Origin of the sequence: Bacillus sp. CH140a_4T, from assembly GCF_008923725.1 — a bacterium.
Taxonomy (GTDB): domain Bacteria; phylum Bacillota; class Bacilli; order Bacillales; family Bacillaceae_G; genus Bacillus_A.
Map to the genome: position 1 here is coordinate 28,484 of NZ_WBPF01000012.1, position 15,728 is coordinate 44,211.

General features: G+C 39.6%; 17 protein-coding genes and 1 other annotated feature. All 17 genes read right to left on the reverse strand.

What is annotated here, in order from left to right; translation table 11 throughout:
* Positions 1–12 precede the first annotated feature (12 nt).
* The 17 genes from rpsG to F8162_RS08555 all read right to left on the reverse strand — a co-directional run bounded on the left by rpsG (position 13) and on the right by F8162_RS08555 (position 15,727).
* Complete coding sequence (rpsG, locus tag F8162_RS08475) at positions 13–483, reverse strand: 30S ribosomal protein S7 (RefSeq protein ID WP_001137489.1); 471 nt, start codon at positions 481–483, stop codon at positions 13–15.
* Positions 484–512: 29 nt separating this feature from the next.
* Complete coding sequence (rpsL, locus tag F8162_RS08480; protein ID WP_001142341.1) at positions 513–935, reverse strand: 30S ribosomal protein S12; 423 nt, start codon at positions 933–935, stop codon at positions 513–515.
* A 114-nt stretch (positions 936–1,049) separates the two neighbouring features.
* Positions 1,050–1,298, reverse strand: coding sequence for a 50S ribosomal protein L7ae-like protein (locus F8162_RS08485; protein ID WP_000121828.1), 249 nt, complete (start codon positions 1,296–1,298; stop codon positions 1,050–1,052).
* A 113-nt stretch (positions 1,299–1,411) separates the two neighbouring features.
* Positions 1,412–5,023, reverse strand: coding sequence for a DNA-directed RNA polymerase subunit beta' (gene rpoC, locus F8162_RS08490; protein ID WP_000567948.1), 3,612 nt, complete (start codon positions 5,021–5,023; stop codon positions 1,412–1,414).
* A gap of 37 nt (positions 5,024–5,060) precedes the next feature.
* Positions 5,061–8,594 (reverse strand): DNA-directed RNA polymerase subunit beta, encoded by a 3,534-nt coding sequence (rpoB, locus tag F8162_RS08495; RefSeq protein ID WP_000147550.1) that lies wholly within the window; start codon positions 8,592–8,594, stop codon positions 5,061–5,063.
* A gap of 291 nt (positions 8,595–8,885) precedes the next feature.
* Positions 8,886–9,485: a class I SAM-dependent methyltransferase gene (locus F8162_RS08500; protein ID WP_000763283.1), complete on the reverse strand. Its 600-nt coding sequence runs from the start codon at positions 9,483–9,485 to the stop codon at positions 8,886–8,888.
* A 76-nt stretch (positions 9,486–9,561) separates the two neighbouring features.
* Positions 9,562–9,921 (reverse strand): 50S ribosomal protein L7/L12, encoded by a 360-nt coding sequence (gene rplL / locus F8162_RS08505; protein WP_000159737.1) that lies wholly within the window; start codon positions 9,919–9,921, stop codon positions 9,562–9,564.
* A 67-nt stretch (positions 9,922–9,988) separates the two neighbouring features.
* Positions 9,989–10,489 carry a 50S ribosomal protein L10 gene (gene rplJ / locus F8162_RS08510; RefSeq protein ID WP_000048721.1) on the reverse strand — a complete coding sequence of 167 codons (501 nt, stop codon included), beginning with the start codon at positions 10,487–10,489 and terminating at the stop codon, positions 9,989–9,991.
* Between the two features lie 39 nt (positions 10,490–10,528).
* Positions 10,529–10,673, reverse strand: a sequence feature (ribosomal protein L10 leader region).
* Positions 10,674–10,722: 49 nt separating this feature from the next.
* Positions 10,723–11,415: a 50S ribosomal protein L1 gene (gene rplA / locus F8162_RS08515; protein WP_002020168.1), complete on the reverse strand. Its 693-nt coding sequence runs from the start codon at positions 11,413–11,415 to the stop codon at positions 10,723–10,725.
* 176 nt (positions 11,416–11,591) lie between these two features.
* Complete coding sequence (gene rplK / locus F8162_RS08520; protein WP_001085872.1) at positions 11,592–12,017, reverse strand: 50S ribosomal protein L11; 426 nt, start codon at positions 12,015–12,017, stop codon at positions 11,592–11,594.
* 167 nt (positions 12,018–12,184) lie between these two features.
* The gene (gene nusG, locus F8162_RS08525) at positions 12,185–12,718 is read right to left on the reverse strand and encodes a transcription termination/antitermination protein NusG (RefSeq protein WP_000415794.1); all 534 of its coding nucleotides are present in this window, start codon (positions 12,716–12,718) and stop codon (positions 12,185–12,187) included.
* 131 nt (positions 12,719–12,849) lie between these two features.
* Entirely contained in the window at positions 12,850–13,029 is a 180-nt protein-coding gene (gene secE / locus F8162_RS08530) for a preprotein translocase subunit SecE (protein WP_001241321.1), read from the reverse strand.
* Positions 13,030–13,061: 32 nt separating this feature from the next.
* On the reverse strand, positions 13,062–13,208 hold the full coding sequence (gene rpmG, locus F8162_RS08535) for a 50S ribosomal protein L33 (RefSeq protein WP_002070160.1): 147 nt from the start codon (positions 13,206–13,208) through the stop codon (positions 13,062–13,064).
* Positions 13,209–13,336: 128 nt separating this feature from the next.
* Positions 13,337–13,996 carry an RNA polymerase sporulation sigma factor SigH gene (locus F8162_RS08540; protein ID WP_000387198.1) on the reverse strand — a complete coding sequence of 220 codons (660 nt, stop codon included), beginning with the start codon at positions 13,994–13,996 and terminating at the stop codon, positions 13,337–13,339.
* 67 nt (positions 13,997–14,063) lie between these two features.
* Complete coding sequence (locus F8162_RS08545) at positions 14,064–14,576, reverse strand: NYN domain-containing protein (RefSeq protein WP_151630226.1); 513 nt, start codon at positions 14,574–14,576, stop codon at positions 14,064–14,066.
* A 3-nt stretch (positions 14,577–14,579) separates the two neighbouring features.
* A complete protein-coding gene (gene rlmB, locus F8162_RS08550; protein ID WP_000093757.1) occupies positions 14,580–15,323 on the reverse strand; it encodes a 23S rRNA (guanosine(2251)-2'-O)-methyltransferase RlmB in 744 nt (247 codons plus the stop codon).
* Positions 15,320–15,727, reverse strand: coding sequence for a Mini-ribonuclease 3 (locus F8162_RS08555; RefSeq protein ID WP_000564263.1), 408 nt, complete (start codon positions 15,725–15,727; stop codon positions 15,320–15,322). The genes rlmB and F8162_RS08555 overlap by 4 nt, the downstream gene beginning before the upstream one ends.
* Position 15,728 lies beyond the last annotated feature (1 nt).

The following is a 15,728-nucleotide window of genomic DNA, read 5'->3' on the forward strand; positions in this document are numbered from 1 at the left end:
TTACGTTGAATCCTACCAACGGTAATGAGCAAATGCTTTGTTAGCTTCTGCCATTTTATGAGTGTCTTCACGTTTCTTAACAGATGCACCAGCGTTGTTAGCTGCATCTAAGATTTCGTAAGCTAGACGCTCTTCCATAGTTTTTTCACCACGAAGACGAGCATAGTTTACTAACCAGCGAAGACCTAAAGTTGTACGGCGTTCTGGACGAACCTCAACTGGAACTTGGTAGTTAGCACCACCAACACGACGAGCACGTACTTCAAGAACAGGCATGATGTTCTTAAGAGCTTGCTCGAATACTTCCATAGGGTCTTTATCTGAACGTTCACGAACGATATCGAAAGCGTTATAAAGAATTGTTTGAGATTTACCTTTTTTACCGTCAACCATCATTTTGTTGATAAGGCGTGTTACTAGCTTAGACTTGTACATTGGATCTGGTAACACGTCACGTTTCGCAACAGGTCCTTTACGAGGCATATTGAGTTCCTCCTTTCATTATAAGTTTATTATTTTTTAGCAGGTTTTGGTCGCTTAGTACCATATTTAGAACGTCCTTGCATACGTTTGTCAACACCAGCTGTATCAAGCGCACCACGAACGATGTGGTAACGTACCCCTGGTAAATCCTTTACTCGACCACCGCGAATTAATACTACGCTATGCTCTTGTAGGTTATGACCGATACCTGGGATGTAAGCTGTAACCTCGATACCGTTTGTTAAACGTACACGAGCGTATTTACGTAACGCTGAGTTAGGTTTCTTTGGAGTCATTGTACCAACACGAGTACATACACCACGTTTTTGAGGTGCAGAGATATCAGTTGATTTTTTCTTTAAAGAGTTGAACCCTTTGTTTAACGCAGGTGATTTAGATTTCCATACTTTATCAGTACGACCATTTCTCACTAATTGGTTAATAGTAGGCATTTGATTATCCTCCCTTCGCATGTTTGTATGACCACATATCCAGGTGGTTCATTATTAGTTGAAAACAAAGTTTTTGCAAGGGAGAGCAAATGCTCTCTCCTCACAAAAACAGTTTTAACTTATTATTCCTATTGCTGAAGCTCCCACTTGAATCCCCGAAACTTTTCCAAGCTTACGAACTGATTCAACTTTGGTTATGGGTATGTTATGTTGCAAGGCGGTACGAATAATCATATGGGTTAACCGCATATCAGCATCTTCCGCAATAACAACTTCTTTAACTATACCATTTTTGATTGCCTCCAATGTGCGTTTATGACCAACGACTACATTTTCAGCATTTGACACTTTTTGATAAGACATATAAATATCCTCCAAAGCATCGTTCAGGAGCAACCTTGATTATAGTAACATTTTGACTCATACAATGTCAACTAGGATTAACTGTTTTTATACAAAATTTACGACGGAAAATTTTACTGTTCCACATAAACTTCATCGTTTTCTACATTCATGTCACCTTGTGTTGTTTTTACAAGGTCCACTTTGCGATAACGATTCATACCTGTTCCAGCAGGAACAAGTTTACCGATAATAACATTTTCTTTCAATCCCAGAAGCTCATCGCGTTTACCCTTAATCGCTGCATCAGTTAAGACACGTGTCGTTTCTTGGAACGATGCTGCAGATAAGAATGAATCAGTTTCAAGTGAAGCTTTTGTAATACCGAGTAGAACAGGCCTAGCCGTTGCTGGTTGTTTACCTTTCAGTAACACCTTCGCATTCGCATCAGTAAACTGATGGATATCTAGTAGTGTTCCTGGTAATACATCTGTTTCACCCGCATCACTTACACGAACTTTACGTAACATTTGACGTACCATTACTTCTACGTGTTTGTCACCAATTTCTACCCCTTGCATACGGTATACTTTTTGAACTTCACGTAGTAAGTATTCTTGAACCGCCGTAATGTCCGTTACTTTTAGTAATTCTTTCGGATCAATAGAACCTTCTGTTAACTCTTTACCGTGGCTAATTGGCTGTCCTAGAGTTACTTTCAGACGCGCACCGTAAGGAATAGCATACGTACGAGCTTCAACTTCACCCTGTACAACTACTTCTTGGCGATCTTTAACATCGTTGATCGCTGCGATAACACCATCGATTTCACTGATAACTGCCTGACCTTTCGGGTTACGAGCTTCGAAGATCTCTTGGATACGAGGTAAACCTTGAGTGATATCATCTCCGGCAACCCCACCTGTATGGAACGTACGCATCGTTAACTGTGTACCTGGCTCACCGATAGATTGAGCTGCGATAATACCTACCGCTTCTCCTACTTCTACGTCTGTACCAGTTGCTAAGTTACGACCGTAACACTTCTTACATACACCGTGGCGAGTGTTACACGTGAACGCTGAACGAATGTTTACAGTTTCAACACCCGAATTTTCAACGATATGAGCGATATCTTCAGTAATTAGTTGGTTTTCACTAACTAATACTTCACCTGTTTCAGGATGTTTTACAGTTTTTCTTGCAAAACGTCCAACAAGACGATCATATAATGACTCAATTACTTCATTACCCTCTTTAATCGCACCAATTAATAGACCACGATCTGTTCCACAATCATCTTCACGGACAATTACATCTTGTGCAACGTCTACAAGACGACGTGTTAAGTAACCAGAATCGGCAGTTTTAAGTGCTGTATCGGCAAGACCTTTACGCGCACCATGCGTAGAGATGAAGTACTCAAGTACTGTTAAACCTTCACGGAAACTTGATTTAATTGGAAGTTCGATAATACGACCAGATGGATTGGCCATCAGACCACGCATACCAGCAAGCTGAGTAAAGTTCGATGCGTTACCACGGGCACCGGAATCACTCATCATGAAGATTGGGTTGCGTTTATTCAAGGATTTCATCAGTTTTCCTTGGATAACATCTTTTGCATTACTCCAAATAGAGATAACACGATCGTAACGTTCTTCTTCCGTGATTAAACCGCGACGGAATTGTTTAATTACATTATCTACTTTTGCTTGTGCTTCATGGAGAATTTCATCTTTTTCGCCTAATACAAGAATGTCAGATACCCCAACTGTAATACCAGCTTTTGTAGAGTACTTAAATCCTAAGTTTTTCATGCGGTCAAGCATGCGAGATGTTTCCGTAATTTGGAAACGTTTAAATACTTCCGCAATGATGTTACCAAGGATTTTCTTGCTAAATGGCGCCACTTCTTCGCGACTAGCAATAATTTCTTTAATGTTCGCACCTTTTTCAACGAAATACTCCGCTGGTGTTTCTTTTTCAAGGTTTGAGTTTGTCGGTTCATTAATATAAGGGAACGACTCTGGTAAGATTTCGTTAAATATTAATTTACCAACTGTTGTTAATAGAAGCTTACCTTTCTGCTCTTCAGTAAATGTTACATTATTTACTGAGCTTGCAGCAACTGCAACACGTGTGTGCAGATGTACATATCCATTTTGGTATGCAAGTATTGCTTCGTTTGCATCTTTGAAGACCATACCTTCACCGATTGCGCCTTCACGCTCAAGTGTTAAGTAGTAGTTACCTAATACCATATCCTGAGATGGAGTAACAACTGGTTTTCCGTCTTTTGGATTCAAGATGTTTTGTGCCGCTAACATAAGAATACGAGCTTCTGCTTGTGCCTCTGATGATAACGGTACGTGAACCGCCATTTGGTCACCGTCAAAGTCCGCGTTGTATGCAGTACATACAAGTGGGTGAAGACGAATTGCGCGACCTTCTACTAATGTAGGTTCAAACGCCTGGATACCAAGACGGTGAAGTGTTGGTGCGCGGTTTAGAAGTACTGGATGCTCTTTGATCACAGATTCTAAAACGTCCCAAACTTCAGGTTGTACACGCTCGATTTTACGTTTAGCACTCTTAATGTTGTGTGCTAAACCTTTTCCAACTAACTCTTTCATAACGAAAGGCTTAAACAATTCAAGCGCCATTTCTTTCGGTAATCCACATTGGTACATCTTTAAGTTCGGTCCTACAACGATTACTGAACGGCCAGAGTAGTCAACACGTTTACCTAATAAGTTTTGACGGAAACGTCCTTGTTTACCTTTAAGCATGTGAGATAGTGATTTTAATGGACGGTTACCTGGTCCAGTAACTGGACGGCCACGGCGACCATTATCGATTAATGCGTCTACAGCTTCTTGTAACATACGTTTTTCGTTTTGAACGATGATGCTTGGTGCACCTAAGTCCAATAGACGTTTTAAACGATTATTACGGTTAATTACACGACGGTATAAGTCATTTAAGTCAGAAGTAGCAAAACGTCCACCATCCAACTGTACCATTGGGCGTAGTTCTGGCGGGATAACTGGAAGAACATCTAGGATCATCCAAGATGGGTGATTTCCAGAGTTACGGAATGCTTCTAATACTTCTAGACGTTTAATAGCACGAGTACGGCGTTGTCCTTGTGCTGTTTTTAATTCTTCTTTTAAGAAGTCTACTTCTTTATCTAAATCGATGTCTTGTAGTAGCTTTTTAATCGCTTCTGCACCCATAGCAGCTTGGAATGTGCTACCATATCGATCACGATATGCACGGTATTCTTTTTCAGAAAGTAATTGCTTCTTATCAAGTGGTGTATCTCCACTTTCTGTTACAACATAAGAAGCGAAATAAATTACTTCTTCAAGCGCGCGAGGGGACATGTCTAAGACAAGTCCCATGCGGCTCGGGATACCTTTGAAATACCAAATATGAGATACAGGAGCAGCTAATTCGATATGACCCATACGTTCACGACGAACTTTTGCACGCGTTACTTCAACGCCACATCGATCACAAACTACACCTTTATAACGTACACGTTTGTATTTTCCGCAATGACATTCCCAGTCCTTTTGTGGTCCGAAAATACGCTCACAGAACAAGCCATCTTTTTCAGGCTTTAACGTACGATAGTTAATTGTTTCTGGTTTCTTAACTTCACCGTATGACCAAGAACGAATCTTGTCAGGTGAAGCAAGTCCAATCTTCATATATTCAAAGTTATTTACATCTATCAAGGGGCCTACCTCCCTTTTAGTCTACAGGTTATCCCAATTATTCTTTAGTTGTCTCAACTTCGACATTCAATTTATCTGCTGATTGATGATCATCGTCATCTTCTGTATCACGCATTTCGATTTCTTTATCGTCGCTAGACATCATTTTAACGTCCATACCTAAACTTTGCAGCTCTTTAATCAATACTTTGAATGATTCAGGAACGCCTGGTTCTGGAACATTTTCACCTTTAACAATTGCTTCATACGTCTTAACACGTCCAACAACATCATCAGACTTCACTGTTAAGATTTCTTGAAGAGTATAAGCAGCACCGTAAGCTTCAAGTGCCCAAACCTCCATCTCACCGAAACGCTGTCCACCGAACTGAGCTTTACCTCCAAGAGGCTGCTGCGTTACAAGTGAGTATGGTCCAGTAGAACGAGCATGAAGTTTATCGTCAACCATGTGCGCAAGTTTGATCATATACATGACACCAACAGATACGCGGTTATCGAATGGTTCACCAGTACGTCCGTCATACAGGATTGTTTTCGCGTCATTTGCCATACCAGCTTCTTCAATCGTGCCCCAAACATCTTCCTCACGAGCACCATCGAATACTGGTGTTGCAATGTGAATACCAAGGTATCTTGCTGCCATACCAAGATGAAGCTCTAATACCTGACCGATATTCATACGAGATGGTACCCCTAATGGGTTTAACATGATATCGATTGGCGTACCGTCTGGTAAGTAAGGCATATCTTCTTCCGGTAAAATACGAGAGATAACACCTTTGTTACCGTGACGTCCGGCCATCTTGTCACCTTCAGAGATTTTACGTTTTTGAACGATATATGCACGTACAAGTTGATTCACGCCTGGTGGCAATTCATCGCCATCTTCACGGTTGAATACTTTTACGTCTAAGATAATACCGCCACCACCGTGTGGTACACGTAGTGATGTATCACGTACTTCACGTGCTTTTTCTCCAAAGATAGCATGTAATAGACGTTCTTCAGCTGTTAATTCTGTTACACCTTTAGGTGTTACTTTACCAACAAGTAAATCTCCATCTTTTACTTCCGCACCAACGCGAATGATACCGCGCTCGTCAAGGTTGCGTAATGCATCTTCCCCAACGTTTGGAATGTCACGTGTAATTTCTTCTGGTCCAAGCTTCGTATCACGAGCTTCTGACTCATATTCTTCAATATGAATAGAAGTGTACACATCATCTTTTACAAGGCGCTCACTCATAATGATCGCATCCTCGTAGTTATAACCGTCCCAAGTCATGAAGCCAACAAGCACGTTACGTCCAAGTGCTAGTTCACCTAATTCCATAGAAGGACCATCCGCAAGAATCTCACCTTTTACAACTTCATTTCCAACACTTACGATCGGACGTTGGTTGTAGCAAGTTCCTTGGTTAGAACGAATGAATTTTTGCATTTTGTAGCGATCTAAGTCGCCTTTTACTGTTTGACCGTCAACTTCTACATAGCGACGTACCCAAACTTCACGTGCTTCTACGCGTTCAACAACACCAGGATGTTTACAGATTACTGCAGCACCTGAGTCTTTTGCTGATACGTACTCCATACCTGTACCTACAATCGGAGATTCCGGATTCATTAACGGAACCGCCTGACGTTGCATGTTCGCTCCCATAAGTGCGCGGTTAGAGTCATCGTTTTCTAAGAACGGAATACAAGCTGTCGCTGCCGACACTACTTGTTTTGGAGATACATCCATGTAGTCGATGCGTTCTTTATTTGTGACAATGTTTTCACCACGGAAACGAGCTACGATATCTTCGCTAAGGAATTCTCCTTCTTCAGATAATTTCATATTCGCTTGGGCTACAACATAATTATCTTCTTCATCTGCTGTTAAGTAATCAACCTGCCCTGTTACAAGACCAGATTCTGGATCAACACGACGGTATGGTGTTTCAATGAAACCAAACTCATTTACTTTCGCGAACGATGATAATGAGTTAATCAAACCGATGTTTGGTCCCTCTGGTGTTTCAATCGGACACATACGACCATAGTGAGAGTAGTGAACGTCACGTACTTCAAAGCCTGCGCGCTCACGCGTTAAACCACCGGGTCCTAATGCAGATAGTCTTCGTTTGTGAGTTAACTCTGCTAATGGGTTTGTTTGGTCCATGAACTGAGATAACTGAGAACTTCCGAAGAACTCTTTAATAGATGCAATAACCGGGCGAATGTTAATTAGCGCCTGTGGTGTAATTGCATTTGTATCTTGAATCGACATTCTCTCACGAACAACACGTTCCATACGAGAAAGACCGATACGGAATTGATTTTGTAATAGTTCTCCAACAGAACGCAGACGACGGTTTCCTAAATGGTCGATATCATCTGTATCCCCTACTTTGTATAGTAGGTTGAAGAAGTAACTGATAGAAGCAAGGATATCACCTGGTGTGATGTGTTTTACATCACGAGTAATATTTGCATTACCAATTACATTAATTACGCGTTCGCCTTCTGACTCAGGAGCATAAATCTTAATAGATTGCAGCTCAACATCGCCTTCTACCACTCCACCCATTGGTTTCGCTGTTTTGAATCCAATGTTTTTCTCTAAGTAAGGTAAAATGCGATCAAGTGTACGACGATCTAAGATTGTTCCTTCCGCCGCTAAAATTTCACCAGTTTCTGGATCCACTAATGTTTCAGCTAAACGTTGATTAAACAATCTGTTTTTAATGTGTAACTTCTTGTTGATCTTATAGCGACCTACATTTGCTAAATCGTAGCGCTTTGGATCGAAGAAACGAGACACAAGTAAGCTCTTAGCATTTTCTACTGTTGGTGGTTCACCAGGGCGTAGACGCTCATAAATTTCAAGCAATGCTTTCTCTGTGCTATCTGTGTTGTCTTTTTCTAATGTGTTGCTTAAGTATTCGTTATCACCTAAAAGCTCGGTGATTTCTTGATCAGAGCCAAACCCTAATGCGCGTAACAAAACAGTTACAGGAAGTTTACGCGTACGGTCAATACGCACATATACAACATCCTTAGCATCTGTTTCATACTCTAACCAAGCTCCGCGGTTTGGAATTACAGTAGCAGTAAAACCACGTTTTCCGTTTTTATCCACTTTGCCACTATAGTATACGCTTGGAGAGCGAACTAACTGGGAAACGATAACACGTTCTGCACCGTTAATTACGAATGTTCCAGTCTCTGTCATGAGTGGGAAATCTCCCATGAACACATCTTGTTCTTTTACTTCACCAGTTTCCTTGTTGATTAGACGCACTTTTACACGAAGTGGTGCTGCATACGTCACATCACGCTCTTTGCATTCGTCTACAGAGTATTTAGGTTCACCTAAGCTGTAGTCGATAAATTCAAGCGATAGATTTCCCGTAAAGTCTTCGATCGGAGAAATGTCCTGGAACATTTCTCGCAAACCCTCATCAAGAAACCACTGATAAGAAGAGGTTTGAATTTCGATAAGATTTGGTAACTCTAATACTTCACTAATACGGGCATAACTTCTTCGTTGGCGGTGGCGTCCGTATTGAACTAGTTGACCTGTCAACTGCTTCACCCCTCAAATCATGAGTATTATAAATGCACAAAAAAATTTGTGCAAAATCACAAATAAATACAACTACTGCTGTTAGCGTAGTTTTTTTCTCTTAAAGATAAATACGTTGAGTCTTTCTACCTGCTCAAAAAAGAAAAATGGCTTCTATAAGAAAACCATCATTCTGTTTCATAATCTGCTGATTTTACTATCTTTTCCAAGAGAAACAAAAATATACATCTTTCTCAACGCAGAAAATCATATATTGGCATTGTATAATGTTAACATAGCCAAAAATAACCGTCAACGTTTTTTTGATTTTATGATATAATATCCTTTTTTCTTTTCTACAACTTCGACTTCAGAAAATACTTCCTCTAGTTTCTTCAGTGCAGATGGTGCGCCTTGCTTCTTTTGAATAACAATCCACAACTCTCCACCTGGAACTAAATACTCTACAGCCTTTTCTAAAATCTCATGCACGATATCTTTACCTGCACGAATTGGAGGATTAGATAGAATAGCAGCATACATACCATCTACATTTTCATAGACGCTACTTTGAAAAATGTGTACATTTCCAATTCTATTGTTAGCGGCATTTTCTTTCGCAAGCTCAAGCGCCCTTTCATTCACATCCACCATGTGAACTTTACGGTCTTGAAACTCTTTCGCCAACGATAAACCAATTGGTCCATATCCACAACCTACGTCTAATATATCACCTTTAATATCTGGCACTTGAAACGCTTCAATTAAAAGACGAGAACCAAAGTCCACTTCGTTTTTCGAGAACACCCCACGGTCAGATAAGAAAGTAAATTGAGATCCACGAAGTGTAAATTCCCATCGCTTACGATCACTTTTACTAGAAGGGTCGTTAGAAAAATAATGGTCTGCCATATGGCCACCTCTTTTCTTTACAGTTAAAAAAAAAGCTCGCATGAGAGCGAGCTTTTTTTAAAGCATCAAAAGTTAATTACTTAACTTCTACAGCAGCGCCAACTTCTTCAAGTTTAGCTTTCATTTCTTCAGCTTCCTCTTTAGAAACGCCTTCTTTGATTGCTTTTGGAGTGTTGTCAACTAATTCTTTAGCTTCTTTTAAGCCAAGACCAGTGATTTCACGTACAGCTTTGATAACTTTGATTTTTTGAGCGCCAGCACTTGCAAGTACTACGTCAAATTCAGTTTTCTCAGCAGCAGCTTCACCAGCGCCACCAGCTACAGCTACAGGAGCAGCAGCAGTTACGCCGAATTCTTCCTCGATAGCTTTTACTAAGTCGTTAAGTTCTAATACAGTCATAGATTTAACTGCTTCAATGATTTGTTCTTTAGTCATTGTAAATATCCTCCCTTAAATAGGTTTGTATTGTTTTATAGATAACAAGTAATTATCTTTTAAAAAATTAAGCGCCTTGCTCTTCCTTTTGTTCTGCAACTGCTTTAGTAGCAAGTGCAAGGTTACGGATTGGAGCTTGAAGAACGCTAAGAAGCATAGAAAGTAAGCCTTCACGTGATGGAAGAGTAGCGATAGCTTTAACCTCATCAAGTGTTACAAGTTTACCTTCGATTACACCAGCTTTAATTTCTAAAGCTTCATGTTTTGTAGCGAAGTCGTTTAATACTTTCGCAGGAGCAACTACATCCTCGTTACTGAACGCGATTGCGTTTGGTCCTGTTAAGAATTCGTTTAACTCAGCCATTTCAGCAGACTCTGCAGCACGACGAGTTAAAGAGTTTTTGTAAACTTTGAACTCAACGCCAGCTTCACGTAAGTTTTTACGTAATTCTGTTACTTCAGAAACTGTTAAACCACGGTAGTCAACAACGATTGTAGATTTACTTTCGCGAAGTTTGTCCGCGATTTCAGTTACAACTTGTTGTTTAGTTTCGATTACTTTGCTCATGTTATTACACCTCCTGTAGATTATATAGAAGATGTACCGAAAGTGCACTAAAAACCTCCATGCCCAACTTGTAGACATGGAGGCATATAGTCACAGAAAAAAAATTCCGTTTCGTATATTAACACCTAGGTAGGAAATTAAGTCTATTGACACCTACTGTCTACGGTACACTAATTAAATTCACAACATAAATGATTATATAAAAACTTCTTTATGAAGTCAACTTCCAAAATTTACGCTAATGTAGAAACGTCTACACGTACGCCAGGTCCCATTGTAGAAGCAACTGTTACGTTCTTCATGTAAGTACCTTTTGCAGCAGCTGGCTTAACTTTTTGTAAAGTGTCAGCAATTGTTCTGAAGTTTTCTACTAATTTAGCATCTTCGAAAGATACTTTACCGATTGGAACGTGGATGTTACCAGCTTTATCAACGCGGTATTCAACTTTACCAGCTTTGATTTCGTTAACAGCTTTAGTTACATCGAAAGTAACTGTTCCAGTTTTAGGGTTTGGCATTAAACCTTTAGGTCCTAATACGCGACCAAGTTTACCAACTTCACCCATCATGTCAGGAGTTGCTACTACTACATCAAAATCGAACCAACCTTGTTGGATTTTACCGATGTAATCAGCATCGCCTACGAAGTCAGCTCCAGCAGCTTCAGCTTCTTTAGCTTTTTCACCTTTAGCGAACACTAAAACACGTTGTACTTTACCAGTACCGTGCGGAAGAACAACTGCACCACGGATTTGTTGGTCAGCTTTCTTAGGGTCAACACCTAAACGGAATGCAGCTTCTACAGTTGCATCAAATTTAGCTGTGTTTGTTTTCTTTACTAATTCTACTGCTTCTGTTGCAGAGTAAGCAGCAGCACGATCAACAAGCTTTGCAGCTTCTACGTACTTTTTACCTCTTTTAGCCATTTTTATTTCCTCCTCGAATGTGGTTTTAGCGGAATAACCTCCCACGTTTACGCTTATTTCCAGGTATAACCTGAGGATGCGCGCCACCCATTTATTTAAAAACGATAATCATTTACGATAATAAAGGTTGCGAATTGGAATTCCAGACCCGCAACCTTTTTTAAAAACAAATCGAATTAGTCTTCGATAACGATGCCCATACTGCGTGCAGTACCTTCAACCATACGCATTGCAGCTTCTACGCTAGCAGCGTTTAGGTCAGGCATTTTAGTTTCAGCGATTTCGCGTACTTTATCACGCTTAACAGTTGCCACTTTATTACGGTTTGGTTCACCAGAACCAGACTCAATACCAGCTACTTTCTTAAGAAGAACAGCAGCAGGAGGAGTTTTAGTAATGAAAGTGAATGAACGGTCCTCAAATACCGTAATTTCAACAGGGATGATAAGACCAGCTTGATCAGCTGTACGAGCGTTAAACTCTTTACAGAAGCCCATGATGTTAACACCTGCTTGTCCTAATGCTGGACCAACTGGTGGAGCTGGGTTAGCTTTACCTGCAGGAATTTGAAGTTTTACCATTTTAATTACCTTTTTAGCCACGAGACACACCTCCTTAAGTCCGTGATGTGGTCAATTGGACAGTGATTTGCCCTCCCACGTCATATTTTATCTGTAAGGATAAAATCTTTCAAAAAACGTCTCCGATAACGAAGACGTACTGACTTAAAAGATATTATCACTTTTTACAATTCATTTCAAGTTTCATTTTATAATTTTTCAATTTGATGGAAGTCAAGCTCAACTGGAGTCTCGCGACCAAACATGTCCACAAGCACGCTAACCTTTTTCTTCTCCACATCAATTTCTTCAATAGCACCTGTATAATCTGCGAATGGCCCCTCATTTACACGCACTGTCTCATGAAGTTCAAAGTCGAAATCAACCACTTCGTTATCCATTCCCATATGCTTCATAATGGTAACAACTTCCTCTTCTAATAGAGGTGATGGTTTAGATCCAGAACCAGAAGAACCAACGAACCCAGTTACACCTGGCGTGTTACGTACAACATACCAAGAGTCATCAGTCATGATTAATTCTACTAATACATAACCTGGGAACACTTTTCTTTTCATTAATTTTTCTTTACCGTTTTTCATTTCTACTTCTACTTCTTCCGGGACAACAACACGGAAAATTTTATCTTGCATACCCATTGATTCTACACGTTTCTCTAGGTTTGCTTTTACTTTATTTTCATATCCAGAATAAGTATGGACAACATACCAACTTTTTTCCATTCATTTAGGACGAGCGTCCTTCCCTCCCTGACGTACATTTTTTTGCGCAAATGAAAAAACCCGTTCACCGGGCTTTTACACAGTTCTTATAAATAACATTATATCATGGATAAGTGCTTCTTATTCAAGAATTAACCAAGAATTAACCGAATTAAAGAAGAAATGCCCATATCAACCACTGCGAAGAAAATCGCAAAGAAGACAACTGTAGCGATAACAGTCGCTGTTGAACGGAGTAATTCATCTTTTTTAGGCCAACTTACTTTTTTCATTTCGCGACCTACATCGCCGAAAAAGTTCGTTAAACGCATCTACGGGACCTCCAGTGTATTATTTCAATTATTTATTTTGTTTCCTTGTGAACTGTATGCTGATTGCATGTTTTACAAAACTTCTTTATTTCAAGTCGCTCTACTGAGCTCGTATCTTTCATCGTAGAGTAGTTTCGATTTTTACACTCTTCACATGAGAGTACAACTTTTTTCCTCATTAGTTACACCAACCTTGTAACATTATGTCCCTAAAAATGTATCATACAACAAAAGACAATGTCAATGACATGCCTTTTGCACTCTCTACAAAAAGAAAACAGGTGATTTTTTACACCTGTAGTATTTGTTATGAATTTAAAGTGGTACTCTCTCTCATTTCCATATAACGTTCCAATTTCCGCTTCACCCTCTGTAAAGCGTTATCAATAGATTTCACATGTCTATTTAACTGTTCCGAAATCTCTTGATAAGAACGACCATCTAGATATAAAGAAAGTACTTTTCTTTCTAAATCGCTTAATAATTCAGATATTTTAGATTCTATGTCTGTATATTCTTCCTGGCTTATAATCATTTCTTCAGGATCCGTTACCTTCGCTTCCGAAATAACATCTAATAATGTCCGATCAGATTCCTCATCATAAATCGGTTTATCTAGAGACACATACGAATTTAACGGAATATGTTTTTGCCTTGTTGCTGTTTTAATAGCGGTAATAATTTGCCGAGTGATACACAGTTCAGCAAATGCTTTGAATGAAGAAAGCTTGTCCTCTTTATAATCACGAATCGCTTTAAACAATCCAATCATACCTTCTTGAACAATATCTTCTCGATCGGCACCCACTAAGAAATAAGATCTTGATTTCGCGCGAACAAAGTTCTTATATTTGTGAATCAAATATTCTAGAGCGTCAGTATTACCTTTTCGAACTAACTCAACGATTGCCTCATCCTCTAAATCACGAAATGTAACGTCGCCTACACTTACGAAGCCTGCTTCCACCTTGATCCCTCCGACCGCTATTTATTTAGCAATATTATACAGTAAAAAGATAAAGAGCGTCAATGCCTCAACGCTCTCCTCTTCTTAATTTTTCTAATTTTTCTGTAATATCTTTACTGAATATCTTTCGCATGGCGGGTTGTTTTTCTTTTGTGTCTTGTGTACGCCTTCTTACTTGTTGCTCCATCGATTGTACTTCCAACTCTAATTCACGTGCAGATTTCCGAAGAGCACCTTGCGCAAATATAACCCATTGTTCCGTATAATCAGAAGTCGCAACATATATTTGTGTATTTATATTTCTAAGCTCAATCGCTAGTTGCTCTATCTTTTCATCTGCAGTTTGATTCTTCCTCGTGAATATGACTTCCACACGCGATTGTTTCATCTTTTTTTCAATACCTTGGACCGTATAAGCATCAAAGACTATCATTACCTTTGTACCTGTGTAACCTTGGTAATCCGCCATCTTATCAATCAGTGCATCTCTTGATGATTGCAAATCTACATCCCGTAGTTTCTTCAAGTCTCCCCAAGCTCCGATAATGTTGTAACCGTCAACGATTAAAATATCGTTCATTTTTTATTTACCAATTTCGTGACGCTTACGATATACCTCATACATTAACAGACTTGCGGCTACTGAAGCATTTAAGGATGTAACTTTACCGACCATCGGTAAAGTAATTAGGAAATCACATTTTTCACCAATAATACGACTCATACCTTTTCCTTCACTTCCAATTACTAATCCGATTGGCATTTTACCATCTAAATTACGGTAATCCGTTTTCCCTTTTGCATCTGTACCAGCAATCCAAAGTCCACGTTCTTTTAATTCATCGATTGTACGAGATAAATTCGTTACACGTGCAACAGGAATATATTCAATTGCTCCAGTCGATGCTTTCGCAACTGATGCAGTAAGTCCCACAGCTCTTCTTTTCGGAATAATAATCCCATGAGCTCCTGTTGCATCCGCAGTACGCATAATAGAACCTAGGTTATGCGGGTCTTCAATTTCATCTAAAATCAAGAAGAACGGATCCTCGTTACGCTTCTCTGCTACTTTAAATAGATCTTCTAGCTCAGCATATTGATATGCAGCCACTTGAGCAATTACACCTTGATGGTTCCCCTCAACTAATTGATCTAACTTCTTCTTTGGTGCATGTTGTAAAATAATCTTATTTTCTTTCGCTAGCGCTAGTACAATTTGTATTTGTCCTTTGGCAGCACCTTCCGCGATCCAAATTTTATTAATATCTCTTCCTGAGCGTAACGCTTCAATTACAGGGTTACGTCCGATAATATATTCACTACTCATGATGATGTGCCCCCTTCCTTTTCTTCTAAAACAGCAATTGCCTTATATACAATTTCGTCTAATCTTTCACGATTATTTAATAAGTGATGATAGCCAATTAGCGCTTCAAAGGCTGTACTATATCGATATGTTTGTACATCAGTATTTTTCGGGACAGTACCTGAATTTGCATTACGCCCTCTTCTTAGTACCGCCTCTTCTTCCTCTGTTAAAAATGCTGTCTCTAATAAATGATAAACAACTTTCGCCTGTGCTTTTGCCGAAACAAAGCTTGTCCCTAATCGATGTAATTGATTAGGACGAACTTTCCCTTTTTGAAGTAGGTGATAGCGGATATATTGTTCATATACCGCATCACCCATGTATGCTAACGCTAAGCTGTTTAATTGCTTTGCATCAATCATT

What these genes read in the sequence shown, in the direction of transcription:
- rpsG (WP_001137489.1), bottom strand. Translation starts at nt 483, where the DNA reads ATGCCTCGTAAAGGACCTGTTGCGAAACGTGACGTGTTACCAGATCCA.
- rpsL (WP_001142341.1), bottom strand. Translation starts at nt 935, where the DNA reads ATGCCTACTATTAACCAATTAGTGAGAAATGGTCGTACTGATAAAGTA.
- F8162_RS08485 (WP_000121828.1), bottom strand. Translation starts at nt 1,298, where the DNA reads ATGTCTTATCAAAAAGTGTCAAATGCTGAAAATGTAGTCGTTGGTCAT.
- F8162_RS08500 (WP_000763283.1), bottom strand. Translation starts at nt 9,485, where the DNA reads ATGGCAGACCATTATTTTTCTAACGACCCTTCTAGTAAAAGTGATCGT.
- rplL (WP_000159737.1), bottom strand. Translation starts at nt 9,921, where the DNA reads ATGACTAAAGAACAAATCATTGAAGCAGTTAAATCTATGACTGTATTA.
- rplJ (WP_000048721.1), bottom strand. Translation starts at nt 10,489, where the DNA reads ATGAGCAAAGTAATCGAAACTAAACAACAAGTTGTAACTGAAATCGCG.
- rplA (WP_002020168.1), bottom strand. Translation starts at nt 11,415, where the DNA reads ATGGCTAAAAGAGGTAAAAAGTACGTAGAAGCTGCAAAGCTTGTTGAT.
- nusG (WP_000415794.1), bottom strand. Translation starts at nt 12,718, where the DNA reads ATGGAAAAAAGTTGGTATGTTGTCCATACTTATTCTGGATATGAAAAT.
- secE (WP_001241321.1), bottom strand. Translation starts at nt 13,029, where the DNA reads ATGCGTTTAACGAACTTTTTCGGCGATGTAGGTCGCGAAATGAAAAAA.
- rpmG (WP_002070160.1), bottom strand. Translation starts at nt 13,208, where the DNA reads ATGAGGAAAAAAGTTGTACTCTCATGTGAAGAGTGTAAAAATCGAAAC.
- F8162_RS08545 (WP_151630226.1), bottom strand. Translation starts at nt 14,576, where the DNA reads ATGAACGATATTTTAATCGTTGACGGTTACAACATTATCGGAGCTTGG.
- rlmB (WP_000093757.1), bottom strand. Translation starts at nt 15,323, where the DNA reads ATGAGTAGTGAATATATTATCGGACGTAACCCTGTAATTGAAGCGTTA.
- F8162_RS08555 (WP_000564263.1), bottom strand. Translation starts at nt 15,727, where the DNA reads ATGATTGATGCAAAGCAATTAAACAGCTTAGCGTTAGCATACATGGGT.